14 protein-coding genes and 4 pseudogenes are annotated in these 16,588 nt (G+C 60.4%); 7 read left to right on the forward strand and 11 right to left on the reverse strand.

All coding sequences use genetic code 11. The features are described 5' to 3' along the window. Window positions 1-9: 9 nt before the first annotated feature. Window positions 10-135 (forward strand): annotated as a pseudogene (locus WGT02_RS26375) (glyoxalase); the annotation flags it as partial. A gap of 213 nt (window positions 136-348) precedes the next feature. Then, window positions 349-825 (forward strand): adenylate/guanylate cyclase domain-containing protein, encoded by a 477-nt coding sequence (locus WGT02_RS26380; protein WP_082321389.1) that lies wholly within the window; start codon window positions 349-351, stop codon window positions 823-825. 53 nt (window positions 826-878) lie between these two features. Here WGT02_RS26380 and WGT02_RS26385 read toward each other — a convergent pair whose 3' ends face one another. Next, window positions 879-1,253, reverse strand: coding sequence for a response regulator (locus WGT02_RS26385; protein WP_024315936.1), 375 nt, complete (start codon window positions 1,251-1,253; stop codon window positions 879-881). A 320-nt stretch (window positions 1,254-1,573) separates the two neighbouring features. Between WGT02_RS26385 and WGT02_RS26390 the strand changes: the two are divergent. Continuing rightward, window positions 1,574-2,008 (forward strand): annotated as a pseudogene (locus tag WGT02_RS26390) (TOBE domain-containing protein); the annotation flags it as partial. A 326-nt stretch (window positions 2,009-2,334) separates the two neighbouring features. On the opposite strand, the gene WGT02_RS26395 reads toward WGT02_RS26390, so the two are convergent. The 8 genes and pseudogenes from WGT02_RS26395 to WGT02_RS26430 all read right to left on the reverse strand — a co-directional run bounded on the left by WGT02_RS26395 (window position 2,335) and on the right by WGT02_RS26430 (window position 10,084). After that, a complete protein-coding gene (locus WGT02_RS26395; protein ID WP_225040108.1) occupies window positions 2,335-3,327 on the reverse strand; it encodes an Ldh family oxidoreductase in 993 nt (330 codons plus the stop codon). A gap of 11 nt (window positions 3,328-3,338) precedes the next feature. Further along, on the reverse strand, window positions 3,339-5,324 hold the full coding sequence (locus tag WGT02_RS26400) for an FAD-dependent oxidoreductase (RefSeq protein WP_208247448.1): 1,986 nt from the start codon (window positions 5,322-5,324) through the stop codon (window positions 3,339-3,341). A gap of 36 nt (window positions 5,325-5,360) precedes the next feature. Further along, a pseudogene (locus WGT02_RS26405) lies at window positions 5,361-5,498 on the reverse strand (DUF3422 domain-containing protein); the annotation flags it as partial. Between the two features lie 22 nt (window positions 5,499-5,520). After that, window positions 5,521-6,600, reverse strand: a complete 1,080-nt coding sequence (locus tag WGT02_RS26410; protein WP_208247449.1) for a glycine betaine/L-proline ABC transporter ATP-binding protein — start codon at window positions 6,598-6,600, stop codon at window positions 5,521-5,523. After that, window positions 6,593-7,480, reverse strand: coding sequence for a proline/glycine betaine ABC transporter permease (locus WGT02_RS26415; RefSeq protein ID WP_024315968.1), 888 nt, complete (start codon window positions 7,478-7,480; stop codon window positions 6,593-6,595). The genes WGT02_RS26410 and WGT02_RS26415 overlap by 8 nt, the downstream gene beginning before the upstream one ends. Before the next feature lie 95 nt (window positions 7,481-7,575). Then, a complete protein-coding gene (locus WGT02_RS26420) occupies window positions 7,576-8,577 on the reverse strand; it encodes an ABC transporter substrate-binding protein (protein ID WP_024315969.1) in 1,002 nt (333 codons plus the stop codon). Between the two features lie 71 nt (window positions 8,578-8,648). Next, on the reverse strand, window positions 8,649-9,443 hold the full coding sequence (locus tag WGT02_RS26425) for a pyrroline-5-carboxylate reductase (RefSeq protein ID WP_024315970.1): 795 nt from the start codon (window positions 9,441-9,443) through the stop codon (window positions 8,649-8,651). A gap of 11 nt (window positions 9,444-9,454) precedes the next feature. Next, entirely contained in the window at window positions 9,455-10,084 is a 630-nt protein-coding gene (locus tag WGT02_RS26430) for a TetR/AcrR family transcriptional regulator (protein ID WP_024315971.1), read from the reverse strand. Between the two features lie 146 nt (window positions 10,085-10,230). Here WGT02_RS26430 and WGT02_RS26435 point away from each other — a divergent pair, with 146 nt between their 5' ends. Genes WGT02_RS26435 through WGT02_RS26450 form a run of 4 tightly spaced genes read left to right on the forward strand, consistent with a single transcriptional unit; the run spans window position 10,231 to window position 14,682 of the window. Further along, the gene (locus WGT02_RS26435; RefSeq protein WP_024315972.1) at window positions 10,231-12,267 is read left to right on the forward strand and encodes an NADH:flavin oxidoreductase; all 2,037 of its coding nucleotides are present in this window, start codon (window positions 10,231-10,233) and stop codon (window positions 12,265-12,267) included. Between the two features lie 54 nt (window positions 12,268-12,321). Further along, complete coding sequence (locus tag WGT02_RS26440) at window positions 12,322-12,912, forward strand: dimethylsulfoniopropionate lyase (RefSeq protein WP_208247451.1); 591 nt, start codon at window positions 12,322-12,324, stop codon at window positions 12,910-12,912. 42 nt (window positions 12,913-12,954) lie between these two features. Further along, window positions 12,955-13,716 (forward strand): electron transfer flavoprotein subunit beta/FixA family protein, encoded by a 762-nt coding sequence (locus tag WGT02_RS26445; protein WP_208247453.1) that lies wholly within the window; start codon window positions 12,955-12,957, stop codon window positions 13,714-13,716. 24 nt (window positions 13,717-13,740) lie between these two features. Next, the gene (locus tag WGT02_RS26450; RefSeq protein WP_208247456.1) at window positions 13,741-14,682 is read left to right on the forward strand and encodes an electron transfer flavoprotein subunit alpha/FixB family protein; all 942 of its coding nucleotides are present in this window, start codon (window positions 13,741-13,743) and stop codon (window positions 14,680-14,682) included. 316 nt (window positions 14,683-14,998) lie between these two features. On the opposite strand, the pseudogene WGT02_RS26455 reads toward WGT02_RS26450, so the two are convergent. Together WGT02_RS26455 and WGT02_RS26460 are read right to left on the reverse strand one after the other, a co-directional pair. Next, window positions 14,999-15,275 (reverse strand): annotated as a pseudogene (locus WGT02_RS26455) (dihydrodipicolinate synthase family protein); the annotation flags it as partial. A 7-nt stretch (window positions 15,276-15,282) separates the two neighbouring features. Continuing rightward, window positions 15,283-16,563 carry a Xaa-Pro peptidase family protein gene (locus WGT02_RS26460; RefSeq protein WP_208247460.1) on the reverse strand — a complete coding sequence of 427 codons (1,281 nt, stop codon included), beginning with the start codon at window positions 16,561-16,563 and terminating at the stop codon, window positions 15,283-15,285. Window positions 16,564-16,588 lie beyond the last annotated feature (25 nt).

Consider the following 16,588-nt stretch of genomic DNA (forward strand, 5'->3'; position numbering starts at 1 on the left):
CGCAGCGGCAGGCTGGGCTGGAGATTGGACATCGACTTCCAGGGCGACGACTATCGTGTGATCCAGTTCACGCCGCCGGGACCCGAGTTCTCCGTGACGTTCGGGAATAACGTCACGGTGGCCAGACCTGGATCGACCTAGCGCCGGCATCTTGTGTCGGATACCGAAGCGCGCACGTGTTCCGACCTGATCCACCACTAAGCCGGGACGCCGGTAGTCCCTTCTGTTGGCCCCTAGCGGCAGCGGACATTCTTGCTTGAAGGCACATTTCGTGCGGCGTAACCTTACCGAATGCCGGACGATGACGACCAAATCTTGGTTTCTGCCGGACCCGAGAGGAAGCTGGCAGTGATACTTGCGGCTGATGTCGCAGGTTACAGTCGCTTGATGGAGCGGGACGAGGAGGGAACTCACGCGCGGTTGCAACTGGTCTTGCGGGACGTCGTTCGGCCAGCGGTGGGAATACACAAAGGACGCATAGTCAAGACAGCAGGCGACGGGCTCCTGGCGGAATTCGCCAGCGCCATCGAAGCGGTTCGTTGCGCCGTCGATTTCCAGCAGGCGATAGCGGATCGGAACGAAGGTGTCGCCGATGATTTACGACCGGCTTTTCGCGCTGGCATCAATCTCGGTGACATCCTGACTGACTATGAGGACGTGTTCGGGGACTGCGTCAATATTGCGGCACGACTGGAGGCCATGGCCGAACCGGGAAGCGTCCTCATCAGCCATACGGTCCATGAGCATGTCGACCAAGGCAGGGTTGCCAAAATGAGCGACAAGCCTACAGCGCGAACAGGCACGCTGCCCTGCGCTGCCCGTTGAGAAATAGCTTGCTTCAGGGGTACGGCGTCATATGCCGAACGTCGCTAACGAGGTCAGCCTAGACCGAGCGCCAACTTCACGGCCTGGTGCAGCGCATCGTCGCTGAAGGGCTTGAACAAGCAGTCAACCGCGCCTTGCTGCATAAGTCGGACGCGTGCCGCTTCGTCTTCGACCCCCGTGATAAACACGATGGGAATGGACTTGCCGCTCGCCGCCAATTCGTGCTGGAGCTCGGGGCCGGTCATGCCCGGCATCGCGATGTCGAGAACGAGGCATCGGGTATCCCGCAGCCGCGTAGAACGAAGAAACATCTCCGCGGACGCGAACGCATCCACGTCGTAGCCAAATGACTTCAAAAGGTCTGGAAGCGACTCGCGTACCGATTCGTCGTCATCGACAACCGATATCAACGGGCGTCCGTCTGCCATGGATGCCTCCGAGGTGTTCAGATTTCCAAAACGCAATCCTTCGCAATAACGAAAGACTCTGGCGGCCCGCTATCGTCGCACGAGGAGTCATCCAAACGGATCGGTGCTCGGTCTCGCCGCGTGGGTCATCTCCTCGCCGGCAGTATAAACGAGCGACAACCTCAGGTATATTATGCGAAGGTGTTGTTTTTGAAGGGTGTCTTGAATTGCACGCTGTCGTAGACGGTTTCGCCGACGGCAGTTTGCACCGCGAGGATATGGATACTCTACATCGGCAGCGGCGCGCCCGTCTGTTCGGCGACCATGCAAACCGCGTATAGCTCGGCGCGACGATGATTTACGTCACCCATGACCAGGTCGAGGCGATGACCATGGCCGACAAGATCGTCGTTCTCGACGGTGGGAGGATCGAGCAGATCGGAACGCCGATGACACTCTACAACCATCCGGCCACCCCGTTCGTTGCGGGCTTTATCGGCTCACCCAAAATGAATGTTTTCGAGGGGGAGGTTGCCGCACGGGAAGGATGCCGGACCTATGGCGTGCGCCCTGAGCACATTTCGCTTTCTACGATGGAGGGAAAGTGGCGTGGTGTCGTGCGGCACATCGAAAGGCTCGGTGCAGACACCGTTGTCTATCTTGACGTCCCTGACCTGCCATCGCTGGTCGTTCGCACGGATGGCGATCGCCCGATTTCGATCGGAGAAACGCTGTTTGCGTCACCTTCGAACGGCAAGGAGCACAGGTTTTCCTGACATGGCGACGAGCGGGCTTGAGACGCGGTCATAGTCGCTCGGTGCATCGACACGCCGCGATGATCGCGGATCCGTGCGAGGGGGCAAGCTTGCCCAAGAAAAATTCAAGTCAAAAGTGACGGTCTGACGGGCGGCTCGCCGCTTGCCGTCAGCACCACCGGGCTCATCAACATCACCAGAGTGCCCCAGTTTGCTTGTGACGTGGTTTGCACTTCGATTGAGTGTGACCTGCGCGTTCAAAATTGACGCGAAGAACGTCCACGAGCTACTCACCGGATGGTCCTTCGAGCGAAGCCCCGCGAAGGGAAAGAGGGCGCGCGACTAATTTAGCATGCGTCGAACACTATCTCTCGGAGAACCCTCAAGTGACCCTCGGAAACTTCCAGATCCGATGTCTCGCAGTCTGTTTCTACGCTCTGCGTTGGAACGTGGACGCCGACGTCCGTCAGGCGCTCGACATGTGTTCGGACGCGTTGTGAAAAACCTTTGTCAGCGGCGGTGGGCGCAATCGCGATGATCGTCATCCCAGTGTCTGGCGAGCGGTCTCCGGTGAGGAAGTCCGCACCGTCCATCGACCAGGAGGAACCAGAAAGGCCGGCGGCCAGAAGTTCGACGATCAGCGCGATGTTGGCGCCCTTGTAGCCGCCGAAGGGGAGAAGCGCACCCTCGATTGCCTCGCGCGCATCAGTCGTCGGCTGGCCGGATCGATCGACTGCCCACCCTTCCGGAATCTCCTGATGCAGATCGGCGGCTCGTTTCACCCTGACAAACGCGGTGGCACTGGATGCCTGATCGATGACAACAGGGGCCTGCCCGGCGCCCGTCGGCACGCCAAACGCGATCGGGTTCGTGCAGTAGACTCTCGTTCCTGACCCCGCGGTCGTCATGAGGGCGGGGCCGTTGGCGACGGCGATTGACACGATCCCATCGAGCGCAAGTCGCCTGACGTAGTAGCCGAGCTCGCCGGCAGTGTAGCTGTTTTTCTGGGAGTACAAGGCCACGCCGAAAGTGCATACCCTCTTGCGGAAGTCGTCGTAGGCCAGGTCGAACGGTAGCTGGGCAATGCCGCCGTCTGCATCGGCGTGAACGAACGCGGGGAGGACCGGCCGTATGCTGGGTCGCGCGTTTCCATTGATGCGGCCAGCCTTTAACGCCTCCAGGTAATCCATCAAGTGAGGAAATCCGAGATCTTTGTGCCCGAAACGGGCCGCCGAAAGAATGGCGGTGACGAGCGAAGCCGCCATGGCAGGGCTGGCCCCGCATGCAATGCAGGCGCCGGTCGCGAGCTTTGCGGCTTCATCTGCCGAAAGCGTTGTCATGGTGTCCTGCATCATAGCGCGAGAGCCGCCTTCCTGCCTTCGTAGAATGCATACGGAGCCTGCCGTGGTGCCGCGCAATCACCGATCTCGATCATCTGCCGGCCAGTGGGGCGAACCTCTTCAGCGAGCCAGTTCGCGGGAAGGTTGGTGGTCGCCAGGACAAGGCAGTCGCCTTCGACGAACTGGGTCTCTCCTGTATTGTGATCGAGCAACGTGACACCGTTGCCGTGCCATTCCGTCACGCTGACTTCGAGGTGCCAAGTCACGCCGAGCTTCCTCAGCGCCTTTCGAAGAGGAACATCTGCGGTGGTCCGCAGCAACTCCTTCCCAATCAACGGATCCGGCGACAGGATGGTGACGGTGTGACCATCTTCGGCGAGTTTCCATGCCGTGCCGCCGCCGCGCCATCCTCCACCTTCGTCCAAAAGCAAGACCCGCTTTCCCGGTCTTGCCTGTCTCGCCATGACCGCTTCGATTGTGAAGACATTTCCTTTCTCAATACCCGGCAGTGCTTCGACCGCGGGCAGGGCCTTCTGAAATCCGGTCTCAGGCGAATAGGAGCCCGTCGCCATGATCACGACGTCGACGCCCAGATCCTCGATGTCGGCGGCGTCGACATAAGTGTTCAATCGTACATCGACCTGGAGCTTGGTGAGCTGTCGGTCGTACCATTCGATCAGATCAAGGATTTGTGCGCGGCGCGGCTGCATGCCGGCGAGCAGGAAGTTGCCGCCCAGCCGACTGGAGGCCTCCGCCAGGATCACATGGTGACCTCGCTCTGCCGAGGCTCGTGCCGCCTCGAGGCCGGCCGGGCCGGCGCCGACGACCAGAACGCGCTTTGGATCGTTGGAGGGCGTGAAACGGTCGCCGCCCCAGAGATGCTCACGGCCTGCCGATGGATTGATGAGACAGCTTATCCAATAGTCGCGCGAGCGACGTCCCCAGCACATCTGATTGCAGGATATGCAGCCACGGATGTCCTCCGGATGATCGTCTCCAGCCTTTCGCGCAAGATGGGGATCGGCGATCTGGCCGCGAACGATGGAGACGAGGTCGCACGCTCCTTCGCCAAGGACGGTCTCGCCATTCTCCGGCGTCCTGATGTGGCTCTCCGCGATGACCAGGGCGTGCCTGACCGACCTCTTGATCGTGGCGGCCAGGTCGGCGCCCAGCTTTTCCGGATAGACGAAGGTCGGCATGAGCTTATGGAAGTCGAGATACCCTCCCGAGCCGCATGTGACGTAGTCCACCAGACCAAGCTCGTCGTGCAGCGCGACGATCTCGGCTAGGTCATCACGGGATAGGGTGACGCTATGATCGGGTTCGTCGCTGATGGCCAGCCCGATGATGAATTCGGGGCCGCATTCAGCTCTGATCCCTTCCATGATCGCGCGCGAGAACCGCGTACGGTTCTCAATTGAGCCGCCCCATTCGTCCTCTCTCCGGTTCGACCAGGGCGTCCAGAACTGCTCGACGAGACCCAGGTAGGCCGCCCAGACCTCGACGCCATCGAAACCGGCGTCGCGACAGCGCCTCGCCGCATCGACGAATCCCCTTATGGTCTCCCATATCTCGGCCTTGCTCATCGGATGCGATCCGTCGCTGTCATGGTAGCTCGGAAGACCCGACGGTGACCAGTGGGCATGGTAGGAGTTGTCGGAGTCTCCATGAGCTCCGACATGGTAGAGCTGCTGGATGGCGACGGCGCCGTTGTTCTTGATCGCCGCGGTCACGCACTTGAAGTGCGGAACGACCGCGTCGTCGCCGGGGCGGAAGTTGCCCCGAGTTAGCACCGCGGCCGGGTGGACGGGCATCGGCTCGACGACGATCATCGCGGCACCGCCGATTGCTCGCTCTGCATAGTAGGCGACGTGCTGTTCTGTCGGCATCCCGTCACGGGCCATGTTGGCCGTATGCGCCCCGAACACGATACGGTTTCGCAGCGTGCGTCCTCGAAGTCCGACGGGTGAATTCAGACGTGGAAACAGCTTAGACATCATCTATCCTCGAGATGCGTGCGGTGTAATCAATGTCGGGATCGGCGGTGGACCGTTCTCGCCGACTACCGCCACGTGCCAGACGTCGGTATCGCCGTCGAAGTAAAGGGATGGCCGCGCTTGGAGCCCGTTGTGAAGTTCCCTGCGCAGACGATGTTCGGATCGGAGCGGCATCTGCGGCCACTTTCCCTAGAGTTTAGAGCGACGCGACGAGGGGGTCGGAGCTCCCTTCGGCTTCGCCATGGGAATTCACCATTGCGGTGGCGAGCTGGCGCAACGTGACGACGCCGACCGGCTGGCCGGAGGCCGATATGACGGTGACATCGCCTTCCGGGGCCGACGCAAGCTTGCGAACAGCCTCTTCGACCGTCGATCCCGCCGCCACCGTGGTCCGGCCTGGCGAAGCGCCGGTGGGCCAGGGTTGCATGATCGCTTCGACCTGCACAACACGCCCCCTGTTGACCTCCTTGACGAAGCTCGCGACGTATTCGTCGGCTGGTCGCAGGACGATATCCTGGCTCGTTCCTTGCTGGATGACCTTTCCATCCCGGAGGATGGCGATCTGGTCACCCAGTCGAAGGGCCTCGTCGAGATCGTGGGTGATGAAGACGATCGTCTTCTTGATCTCCTTCTGGATATCGAGGAGGACCGTCTGCATGTCCGTTCTGATCAAGGGATCGAGCGCGGAGTAGGCTTCGTCCATTAACAGCACAGGGGCGTCGTTGGACAGTGCGCGGGCCAGGCCGACGCGCTGCTGCATGCCACCAGAGAGCTGGTTCGGATACTTCTGCTCGAACCCCTTGAGGCCGACGCGTTCCAACCATCTCATTGCGACATCGACTGCCTTGGCGCGGTCGATCCCTTGCACTTCGAGACCGAAGACGGTGTTGTCGAGGACGTTGCGATGAGGCATCAGTGCGAACTTCTGGAACACCATCGCCGTCTGATGACGGCGGAAGTGTCTGAGCTCGGTCTCGTTCATCGTCACGACGTCGACGCCATCGACCAGAACCTCGCCAGCTGTCGGATCAATCAGACGATTGATGTGACGGATGAGCGTCGATTTTCCCGAGCCGGATAGACCCATAATGACCTGAATGCGGCCCGATGGAATCTCGATGTTGATGTCACGTAAACCCAGCACGTGTCCATGCACCTGGTTGAGCTCTGACTTTGTCATGCCCTGCTTCACCGCATGGATGTGCTTGGAAGCTTCCGGTCCAAAGATCTTGTACAGATTTCGGATTTTGATGCCGCCGAAACGATGATCAGCCATGGACGATCTCCCGGTGTTTCTGGAGCCGCTTGCCATACGCCTGGCTGACCCTGTCGAAGATGATTGCGATGCCCACGATGGCAAGGCCGTTGAAGATGCCGAGTGTGAAGTACTGGTTGGCGATCGCCTTGAGAACCGGCTGGCCGAGACCCTGCACACCGATCATCGACGCTATGACCACCATAGCCAGGGCCATCATGATCGTCTGGTTGATGCCGGCCATGATGGTCGGGAGCGCCAGCGGCAACTGGACCTTGAAAAGCCGTTGGGAGTTGGAGACCCCAAAGGCGTCGGCGGCCTCGAGAACGTCCTTGTCCACGAGTCGGATGCCGAGGTCGGTCAGGCGGATCATCGGCGGGATTGCATAGATGACGACGGCAATCAGTCCCGGCACGCGGCCGATCCCCAGCAACATGACGACCGGAATGAGATAGACGAAGCTCGGCATCGTCTGCATGACGTCGAGAATGGGATTCACGATCCGCTGGAACCGGTCGGAGCGGGCCATCAGGATGCCGATCGGAAGGCCGATCGCGATGGACAGAACAGTGCACACGAAGATCATCGCGACCGTCCGCATCGTGTCTTCCCACATATCGAAATAGCCGATCAGGAGGAGCGTCACCAGACAGCCCAGCATGATCTTGAGACTGCGGCTCGCGAGCCACGCGATCACGAGGATCAGCGCCGTTATGATCGGCCACGGCGTCTGCGTCATGAACCGGTCGACGGCGAGCAGGAAGTGCTGCAGAGGGGAGAAGAGGCCTTCGATCGCATCGCCGTAGGCACGCGTGAACGCCCGAAAGCCGTCGTCGATCGCCTTCTTGAGATCACGCAGGCTGTCGTCATTCATATGCGGGAATTTGTAAAACCATTCCATTCGGTTCCCTTTCTCAGAAAGAGCCGTCACACGTCTTTTCAATTTTCTGAGCTCGAAGAGGCGGCGCGCACGGCACACACCGCCTCAGCACGGAACTAGAGCGAAGCTTCGATCTTCTTCGCCGCGTCCTCGGACACCCACTTGGTCCAGATGTCCTTGTTTTCCTTCAGGAAGTGCTTCGCGCCGTCTTCCCCGCTCGCCTGATTGTCGCTCATCCAGGCCATCAGTTTGTTGACGGTGTCGTTGCTCCAGGCGCGCTTCCCGAGGTAAGCCATGACGTCAGGACCAGCTTTTTCGGAGAAGGGCTTTGCGACGAGTGTCACGATCGTGTCGGTCGGCCAGGCGTTCGGCTTCGGATCTGCGCAATCAGCGACCGTGTTGCAGCGTTTCCACTCGGCAGCGTCGGCCGGAACGCCGGCCCCGAGTTTCACCATCTCATACTTTCCAAGCAAAGCGGTCGGTGCCCAATAGTATCCAACCCAGCCTTCCTTGCGCTCGTAGGCCTTTGCAATTGAGCCGTCGAGGCCGGCGGCCGAGCCCGTATCAACAAGCTTGAAGCCGGCTTTTTCTGCATCGAAGGCTTTGTAAAGCTGTGAGGTGACAACCGTGCCGCCCCAGCCTTGCGGGCCGTTGTAAATTGCGCCCTTGGACGAATCTTCCGCATCAGGGAACAATTCCGGGTGCTTGAGCATATCGGGGATTGTCTTCAGGTCTGGATGTGCGTCCGCAAGATATTTCGGGATCCACCAACCCTGGACCCCGCCATCGGGGAGAGGCGACCCGACCTTGACGATGCGGCCTTCGTCAGTGCCCTTCTTCACGACATCCGGAAGAAGATCGATCCAGGCTTCCGGAGCTATGTCCGGTTCACCCTTCTCGGCCATCGAGGTGATCGTCGGAACGGTATCGCCGACGGTGATCTCAGCCTGGCAGCCATATCCTTCGTTGAGGATGATCTTGTCGAGATTGGAAAGAACCTCGGCGCTCTGCCAGTTCATGCTGGCGATCGTCAGGGAGCCGCAGTCGGCGGCGTTCGCATGAGAGGCCACTGCGAGCAGCCCGAACATCATGCACGTTGATGCCAATAGTTTTTTCATTCTCGTTCCCTTTTTTTCTTGCGGCATTTACTTGGGCGGGCGGGCTGCCGCGAAAACCCGCCCCACGGCCGTTAGGAAGCGTCTCCCATACTCACCGATTTCTGAAATGCAGCCGACAGTCCCCTTGAGACTGCGTCGTTGAAGCCTGATGCGCGCATCTCCTCGATCGCTGCCGCGGTCGTCCCGCGATAGTCGACAAACGTTCGGACAACGTCGCTGGGACACTCTTCCCGTCGTTCCATGAGACGGCCCGCACCCTTAAGAACGGTCACGACGGCCCTATGGGCGACTTCGGCGGAAAGCCCCTGGCCCTTGGCATGCTCGATCATCGCTAAGGCCAGTAGAGCGGGGAAAGCCGGTCCGGAGCCACTGAGGCCCGTCAGGTAGTCTATTTGAGATTCGCTGGCGACTTCGTCCTGGACCCCGCATGCCTCGAAGATGGCCCGCACGATCGTGCGATCGTCTTCGCGAACATTGGGGCTCGCCACCCAGGGCGTGTAGGAAAGTCCGACCTCTGCGGCCGCGTTGGGAAGCGTACGGACCGCTCTTTCAGTCTGGTGGTTGTTACAAAGGGAGGAGAGCCTGATGCCGGCCATCACCGATATGACGAGCTTCCCACATGCATCGACCTTCAAAGAGCGCCAGTCCTGTGGCCGCACTGAGAGAATGATGACGTCGGATCGGTCCGCCAGTTCCTGGTTGTCGGCGGTCCAGAACGCATCCGGAAGGATTCCAGGCTTCTCGCGGCGGTAGGATAGGGCGAGATCAGATGCCTTGACGACGCCGGCGTCGAGGACTGCGCCGGCAATGGCTCCGCCGAGCCAGCCGGCCCCACCAATCACACCAATGCGCAGTGAACCGCTCATTTCGATCCTTCCTAGTCCGGCTTGTATCCGTGTCTCGCGTAGAAGCGATCCAGTTCTCGTCGCGCGGGTATTTCGCCTGTGTAGATGGCGATGTATTCGGGAATCCGTTTCATGCGAACTGCGATGGATTCGTTAGACTGCATCGAGATGTATCCGATCTGAACCAAATATGTTGTACGCGCCCGCACGTCCGCGGAATTTGCGGGAAGGCCGAAGCGTCTGAGCATGGTCGCGATTGCTTCCATTCTCGTCCGGTCGGCGTTGTGAACCTCCGCCTGAATTTCTTCGGACTGAAGGGCCCAGCTTCGGACCGCGAACTCGAACTTGCTGTCGAAAAGCGTCTGGTCCAGCCAGCAGTCGAAGACGTTGAGCATCGCTTCCGCCAAGCTCTCCGCATAAGCTTCCGACTGCTTGACGATGCCGCCCGTGTTCTTGTCCCGCCAACGTGAGACGAGCGCGCTCAACAGTTCCTCCCGGTCCTTGAAGAACCAATAGAAGCTCGTTCTGGAGAGGTTGAGCTTCTTGGCAAGGGGCAGAATCTTCACGGAATCGACGCCAGACTCCAACAAAGAGTCGTAGGCCGCTTCCAGCCACCCGTCTTGTGATCCGCGCCAACCGCTGTCGTTCACACTCTGATCCATGGATGTCTCGTAGCAAATCGCAAAAGCTTGCACAACAAAAATGTACATTTGTGTCAACATAGATGACCTCGGTGTTTTCTTCAGTTGACACATGTGTACATTAATGTTTAGCGTCCCGCTGCATACCTAATCCGGAGCCCGGGCACATGTCGAACGATCCTCTTCTCCAGCCTTATCAGCTCAAGCATCTCAAACTGCGCAATCGCATCATCGTCACCTCGCACGAGCCGGCCTATCCGGAGGATGGCATGCCCAAGGAGCGATATCGCGCATACACGGTCGAAAGGGCGAAAGGCGGCGTGGCGTTGACGATGACTGCAGGATCGGCCGCAGTTTCTCGAGACAGCCCACCAGTCTTCAACAACCTGCTCGCCTACAAGGACGAGATCGTTCCGTGGGTCAGGGAAATGACCGATGCCGTGCACGAGCAGGGCGCCGCCATCATGATCCAGCTCACCCATCTCGGCCGGCGTACCCGCTGGGACAAGGGCGACTGGCTGCCGGTCGTCGCTCCGTCCCACCATCGCGAGGCCTCGCACAGGGCGTTTCCGAAGAAGATCGAAGACTGGGATATCGAACGCATCATAAAAGACTTCGCTGATGCGGCCGAACGCATGAAGGTCGGGGGCATGGACGGCGTCGAACTTGAGGCTTACGGCCATCTGATCGATCAGTTCACGTCTCCGCTCACCAATGAACTCGACGGTCCATACGGCGGATCGATCGAGAACCGCATGCGCTTCTGTCTCGACGTCTTCAAGGCGATACGCGACAGGGTCGGCGACGAATTCATTCTGGGCGTTCGCTATACCGCTGATGAATGTCTTCCCGGCGGCACGGGAAAGGCGGAAGGCATCGAGATCTCGAAGCGCCTGCGTGACAGCGGTCTGATCGACTACCTCAACGTCATCCGCGGCCATATCGATACCGATGCGGGTCTCACAGACGTTATTCCCATCCAGGGCATGGCCAACTCGCCACATCTCGATTTCGCTGGAGAGATTCGTGCGGCGACGAACTTTCCGACGTTCCACGCGGCGAAGATTCAAGATGTAGCCACCGCCCGTCATGCGATCGCGGCGGGGAAGGTGGACATGGTGGGGATGACGCGAGCCCACATGACGGACCCGCACATCGTCCGTAAGATTATCGAGAAGCGCGAAGACGACATCCGCCCGTGCGTTGGAGCGAACTACTGTCTGGATCGCATCTACCAAGGCGGCATGGCGTTCTGCATTCATAATGCGGCGACTGGCCGCGAGGAGACGATGCCTCACATTGTCCAGAAGGCGGAGGTCCGCAAGAAGGTCGTGATCGTCGGTGCGGGCCCGGCCGGTCTTGAAGCTGCACGCGTGGCGGCCGAGCGCGGCCACGAGGTCGTCGTCTTCGAAGCCGCGAACAATCCGGGCGGACAGATCAGGCTGACCGCGCAAAGCGAGCGTCGCAGGGAGATGATAAGCATCATCGATTGGCGTATGAGCCAGTGCGAAAAGCTCGGCGTCACCTTCCAATTCAACACCTGGGCCGAGGGCGACACGATCACTGCGGAAAACCCCGACGTGGTCATCATCGCGACAGGCGGTCTCCCGCACACGGACGTGCTGTCGATAGGTAACGAACTGGTCGTTTCCTCGTGGGACATCATCTCCGGCGATGTTAAGCCGGGATCGAACGTCCTCGTCTTCGACGACGCCGGCGACCACGCAGGTCTTCAGGCGGCGGAATTCTTGGCCAAGGCGGGCGCCAGGGTCGAGATCATGACGCCCGACCGATCGTTCGCTCCTGAAGTCATGGCGATGAACCTGGTACCCTACATGCGTTCGCTGCAGAAGCTCGACGTGACATTCACTGTCACGTTCCGGCTGGAATCGGCGGAAAAGACCGGCAACCAGATCGTCGCCAAGGTGGGTAGCGACTACGGCGGCGTTGCCAAGCAGCGTGTCGTCGACCAGATCGTGGTCAATCATGGCACGATTCCGCTGGACGAGTTATACTTTGAACTCAAGCCTCTCTCTAAAAATCTTGGCGAGGCGTCGTACGACCAGCTCCTCTCCGGCAAGCCGCAGTCGGTCGTCCGCAATCCGGACGGACAGTTCCAGCTCTTCCGGATCGGCGACGCGGTCGCAGCCCGCAACACCCATGCTGCGATCTACGATGGGCTCAGAATCGCGAAGGATCTTTGATCTGATCGGCCGGTGTCCCTCCCGGCTGCCGTCCCCCTTAGGCAGAACGACAACATGATTGAAAGAAGCGCGGATCTTCAGCTTTTCATCGATGCGGCCTTCGCGGTCTTCGACAGGCAGGTCGAGGACCTCAACGGTCGCCGCTCGATCCTCGAGATCTTCGGTCTATTGGAGCACAAGGGCGTCGAGAAGCACGGGACCGGCAGCCGGCTTCCTGTCTGCGAATGGCTACCCGAGGCATTGGCTCTTAAGGTCGACGACCCTCTGCTGCAGCATATGCTTGGACGCTTCGAGGCCTTGGAGCCGCGCCTTAAATGGAGGCGCCGTAGCAAATACGACGACACTGCGAGTGAGAACTTCGTCGATGGCCACGCCAACGCAGTGATCGTCGGCCCCGGCGGGCTGGAGGACCGGGACGACGTGTGGCTGGGCGTCACTCTCATGGCGCCGGGCGTGCGCTATCCTGACCACAATCACGCTCCGGAAGAAACATACCTCGTTCTATCCGACAGCGAGTTTCGACAGGGGGATAGTGCCTGGTTTGCACCGGGAAAGGGAGGAACCTTCTACAATCTCCCGAACATCAAACACGCCATGCGGTCCTTAAACACGCCACTCTTCGCGTTCTGGGCGTTATGCGCTTAGGACCAGCTAACGAGGCAACAGGAAATACAAAAAGGGGTCCCCATGAAAATTCTCGTCCCCGTGAAGCGGGTGGTTGACTACAACGTGAAGATCCGCGTGAAGCCGGATGGCACAGGCGTCGAGCTTACGAACGTGAAGATGTCGATGAACCCGTTCGACGAGATCTCGGTCGAGGAGGCGCTGCGGCTGAGGGAAGCCGGCAAGGCCGACGAAGTGATCGTCGTGTCGATCGGTCCTGCCAAGGCCGAGGAAACGCTGCGCACCGCGCTTGCCATGGGTGCTGACCGCGCCATCCTCGTCGAGACCGACGAGACGCTAGAGCCGCTTGCGGTTGCCAAGATCCTCAAGGGCGTCGTCGATGCCGAGCAGCCGGGCCTCATCATCACAGGCAAGCAGGCAATCGATGACGACTCGAACCAGACCGGCCAGATGCTGGCGGCCCTGCTCGGCACGGCGCAGGCGACGTTTGCCTCGAAGATCGAGATCGAAGTCCCTGGTCCTGGGGGCAAGGCTCAGGTGACCCGCGAAGTCGATGGCGGCCTGCAGACGATCGAGATCAAGCTGCCGGCCGTCGTCACCACGGATCTGCGTCTCAACGAGCCGCGCTACGCCTCGCTGCCGAACATCATGAAGGCGAAGAAGAAGCCGCTCGACAAGAAGGCTCCTGCCGATTTCGGCGTCTCCACCGAACCGCGCCTCAAGGTGTTGAAGACCGAGGAGCCGTCCGGCCGCAAGGCCGGCGTCAAGGTCAAGTCGGTCGCCGAGCTGGTCGAGAAGCTTAAAGTCGAAGCGGGCGTCCTCTAGGGTTCGAGAAAGGAAGATATATCCATGGCCATTCTTCTTCTGGCTGATCACGACGGCAACCACCTTTCCGACCAGACCGCCAAGACGCTGACGGCGGCATCGAAGATTGCCAAGGAACAGGCAAGCGACGTGCACGTGCTGGTCGCCGGCGCCGGCGCCAAGGCAGCAGCCGAGCAGGCAGCCAAGCTCTCCGGCGTTGCCAAGGTGCTGGTTGCCGAGGATGCAAGCCTTGCCAACAATCTGGCCGAGCCGCTGGCGGCGCTGATCGTCCAGCTTTCCGGCAGCTACGACACGATCATCGCCGCCGCCACCTCGACCGGCAAGAACGTCATGCCGCGCGTGGCCGCCCTCCTCGACGTCGCCCAGGTCTCCGAGATCATCGAGGTGGTCTCGGCCGATACCTTCAAGCGGCCGATCTATGCCGGCAATGCCATCCAGACGGTACAGGCGACCGACGCCAGGCGCGTCATCACCGTGCGCACCGCCTCGTTTGCTGCAGCGGCCGAAGGCGGTTCCGCCCCGGTCGAAACCATTGCGGCCGCCGCCAACCCGGGTCTGTCGACCTTTGTCAAGGACGCGCTGTCGGCCTCCGACCGTCCGGAACTGACCTCGGCGAAGATCATCATCTCCGGTGGCCGGGCGCTCGGCTCTGCCGAAAAGTTCAGGGAGGTCATCCTGCCGGTCGCCGACAAGCTCGGTGCCGCCGTCGGCGCCTCGCGCGCTGCCGTCGATGCCGGTTATGCCCCGAACGACTGGCAGGTCGGCCAGACCGGCAAGGTCGTGGCGCCTGATCTCTACATCGCCTGCGGCATCTCGGGCGCCATCCAGCACCTCGCCGGCATGAAGGATTCGAAGGTCATCGTCGCCATCAACAAGGACGAAGAGGCCCCGATCTTCCAGGTTGCCGACTACGGTCTCGTCGCCGATCTGTTCGAGGCCCTGCCGGAACTGGTCAAGGCGATCTAGCGGCTTTTCGAGAGGCGAGAAAATGGCGCAGACCCGACACCTGGTTCAGCTTGGCTAAGCGCAGACGACGCCCGGTCCGTCCTTGTCAAAGATGGACGAACGGGCAGGGCGCGACCGCATGCGCTGGATTCCTTCCTGGCAGAGATGGGGAAGGCGTTGCTCTCCCCGTCGGTTCCGTTGCTAGCGAATTCTGTCGTATCCGACGTCTCGCAGAGACTTGAACGGAGGCAGCGCTGCGGAGCAAAACGTATGGCTGCCGACGCGCGACTGGGAAGCCTGGATGCCACGAAGACCTGTCCTGCAGCCGAGGTCAAAGTCAGATCGCTTCCCGCTCCGTGAGCGTTTCGAGGCATTTTCGGATCGCCGCAAGGCGCTCGGCGGGAAGGGCGCGCAATGGTTTTCTCGGCGAGCCGACGCCGTATCCGCTCAGCTCGCACGCCGCGTATACCGACTGAACGTAGTCCCCTTCCCAGATGAGGTTCATCGACGCCTCAAGATGGCTCCAAAGCTTGCGCACGTCCACAAAATCGCCTTTTTGCCGCCGCGTTCACGACTTCCACGCACGTCCGAGGCGCGAAATTGGCGTCATCCCAATGGCGCTCAGGGTTCTTCCCAAGGGAAGGTGTCGAGGCGTTCGGCTCCATTCGCGGTGACGAGAACCTGGGTCTCGAGCTTGATGCTTTCGGAACCATCCTCTGCGATGAGGCTTTCGACGTTCAGAACCATGTTCTCCTCGATGACGCCGGTGAAGCCGTCGTCAAAGTCGGGATGGAGCAGGATTCCCGGCCACTCGTCGGCCATGCCCGTCCCGTGCACAGCCAAGCTGTAGCGGTAAGGGATGTATTTTTCAGGGATCTGCCAGCTTTTCTCGTTGAACTCGACAAAAGACAAACCGGGTTGGATGATGGAAAGATTGTGCTCGATCTGCGATCTGGCTGCCGAGTACAACTCCTTCTGTTTGTCGTTCATCGCCACGTGGCCGCACGTCCAGGACCGAGATAGGTCGGCGCAGTATCCAAAAGGCCCGATCATGTCGGTGTCGAAGGCGATCATATCGCCGCGCTTGATGACGTAGTCGGAGCACTCCTGATACCAGGGATTGGTCCGCGGGCCGGCGGTTAGCAGCTTGGTCTCAAGCCACTCGCCACCGCTGCGCGAATTCTCGAAATGAAGCTCCGCCCAGATCTCGCGCTCGGTGCGGCCCGGTTCCGAAACCTCGTACATGCGTGCCATTCCGGCTTCGCACACCCGGATAGTCCAACGCATAAGCTCGATCTCTTCCGGGCTTTTGATCGACCGTGCCCGCTCCGCCAGCGCCTGACCATCAAGCAGCGCGAATCCACGCTTTCTCAGCTCGGCCGCGGGCGCGGGCTCCAGACGGTCCACTGCGACCTTAGCGTTGCCGCCGTGCGACTGGATGATGCTGGCAAGCTCGTCCGCCCAGTCCCGCATCCTGTGCTCGGCCAGGTTTCCGGCCGTGAAGAAAAGGAAGGATCTGGCGGTCCTGACTTCGTCAATCCCAGGAAGGCCGGTGTTGGCATGTTCGGCTCCTTCGAATTCGAACATGATCGCGGGGCCATCTGCAAGGATCAGCGCATATCGGGACGGGTTATGCATCGTCCAGATGCTCATGTTCGACGAGTCGAGCGCATAGCGGATGTTGACCGGGTCGTACAGGAGCAAGGCGGAACAGTCCCAATCCTTCATCTTCGCCCGCAAGCGGCCGAGGCGGTATTTCCTGGCCGTGTCGAGCGTGACTGCGGGGATCGGACTGATAAGGGGACGGTCGGCACCTTCCGGGTTGAGGTATGCCTGCTTGCGCTCGTCCTTAAAGACGGTCGAGTTGCCGGGCTGCGAAGAGTTGTCGTCGCCACGTAGCATACGCGTGGTTCCTTGAGATATCGAA

This window comes from Rhizobium sp. T1470 (genome assembly GCF_042140505.1).
In the GTDB taxonomy this organism is placed as follows: domain Bacteria; phylum Pseudomonadota; class Alphaproteobacteria; order Rhizobiales; family Rhizobiaceae; genus Rhizobium; species Rhizobium favelukesii.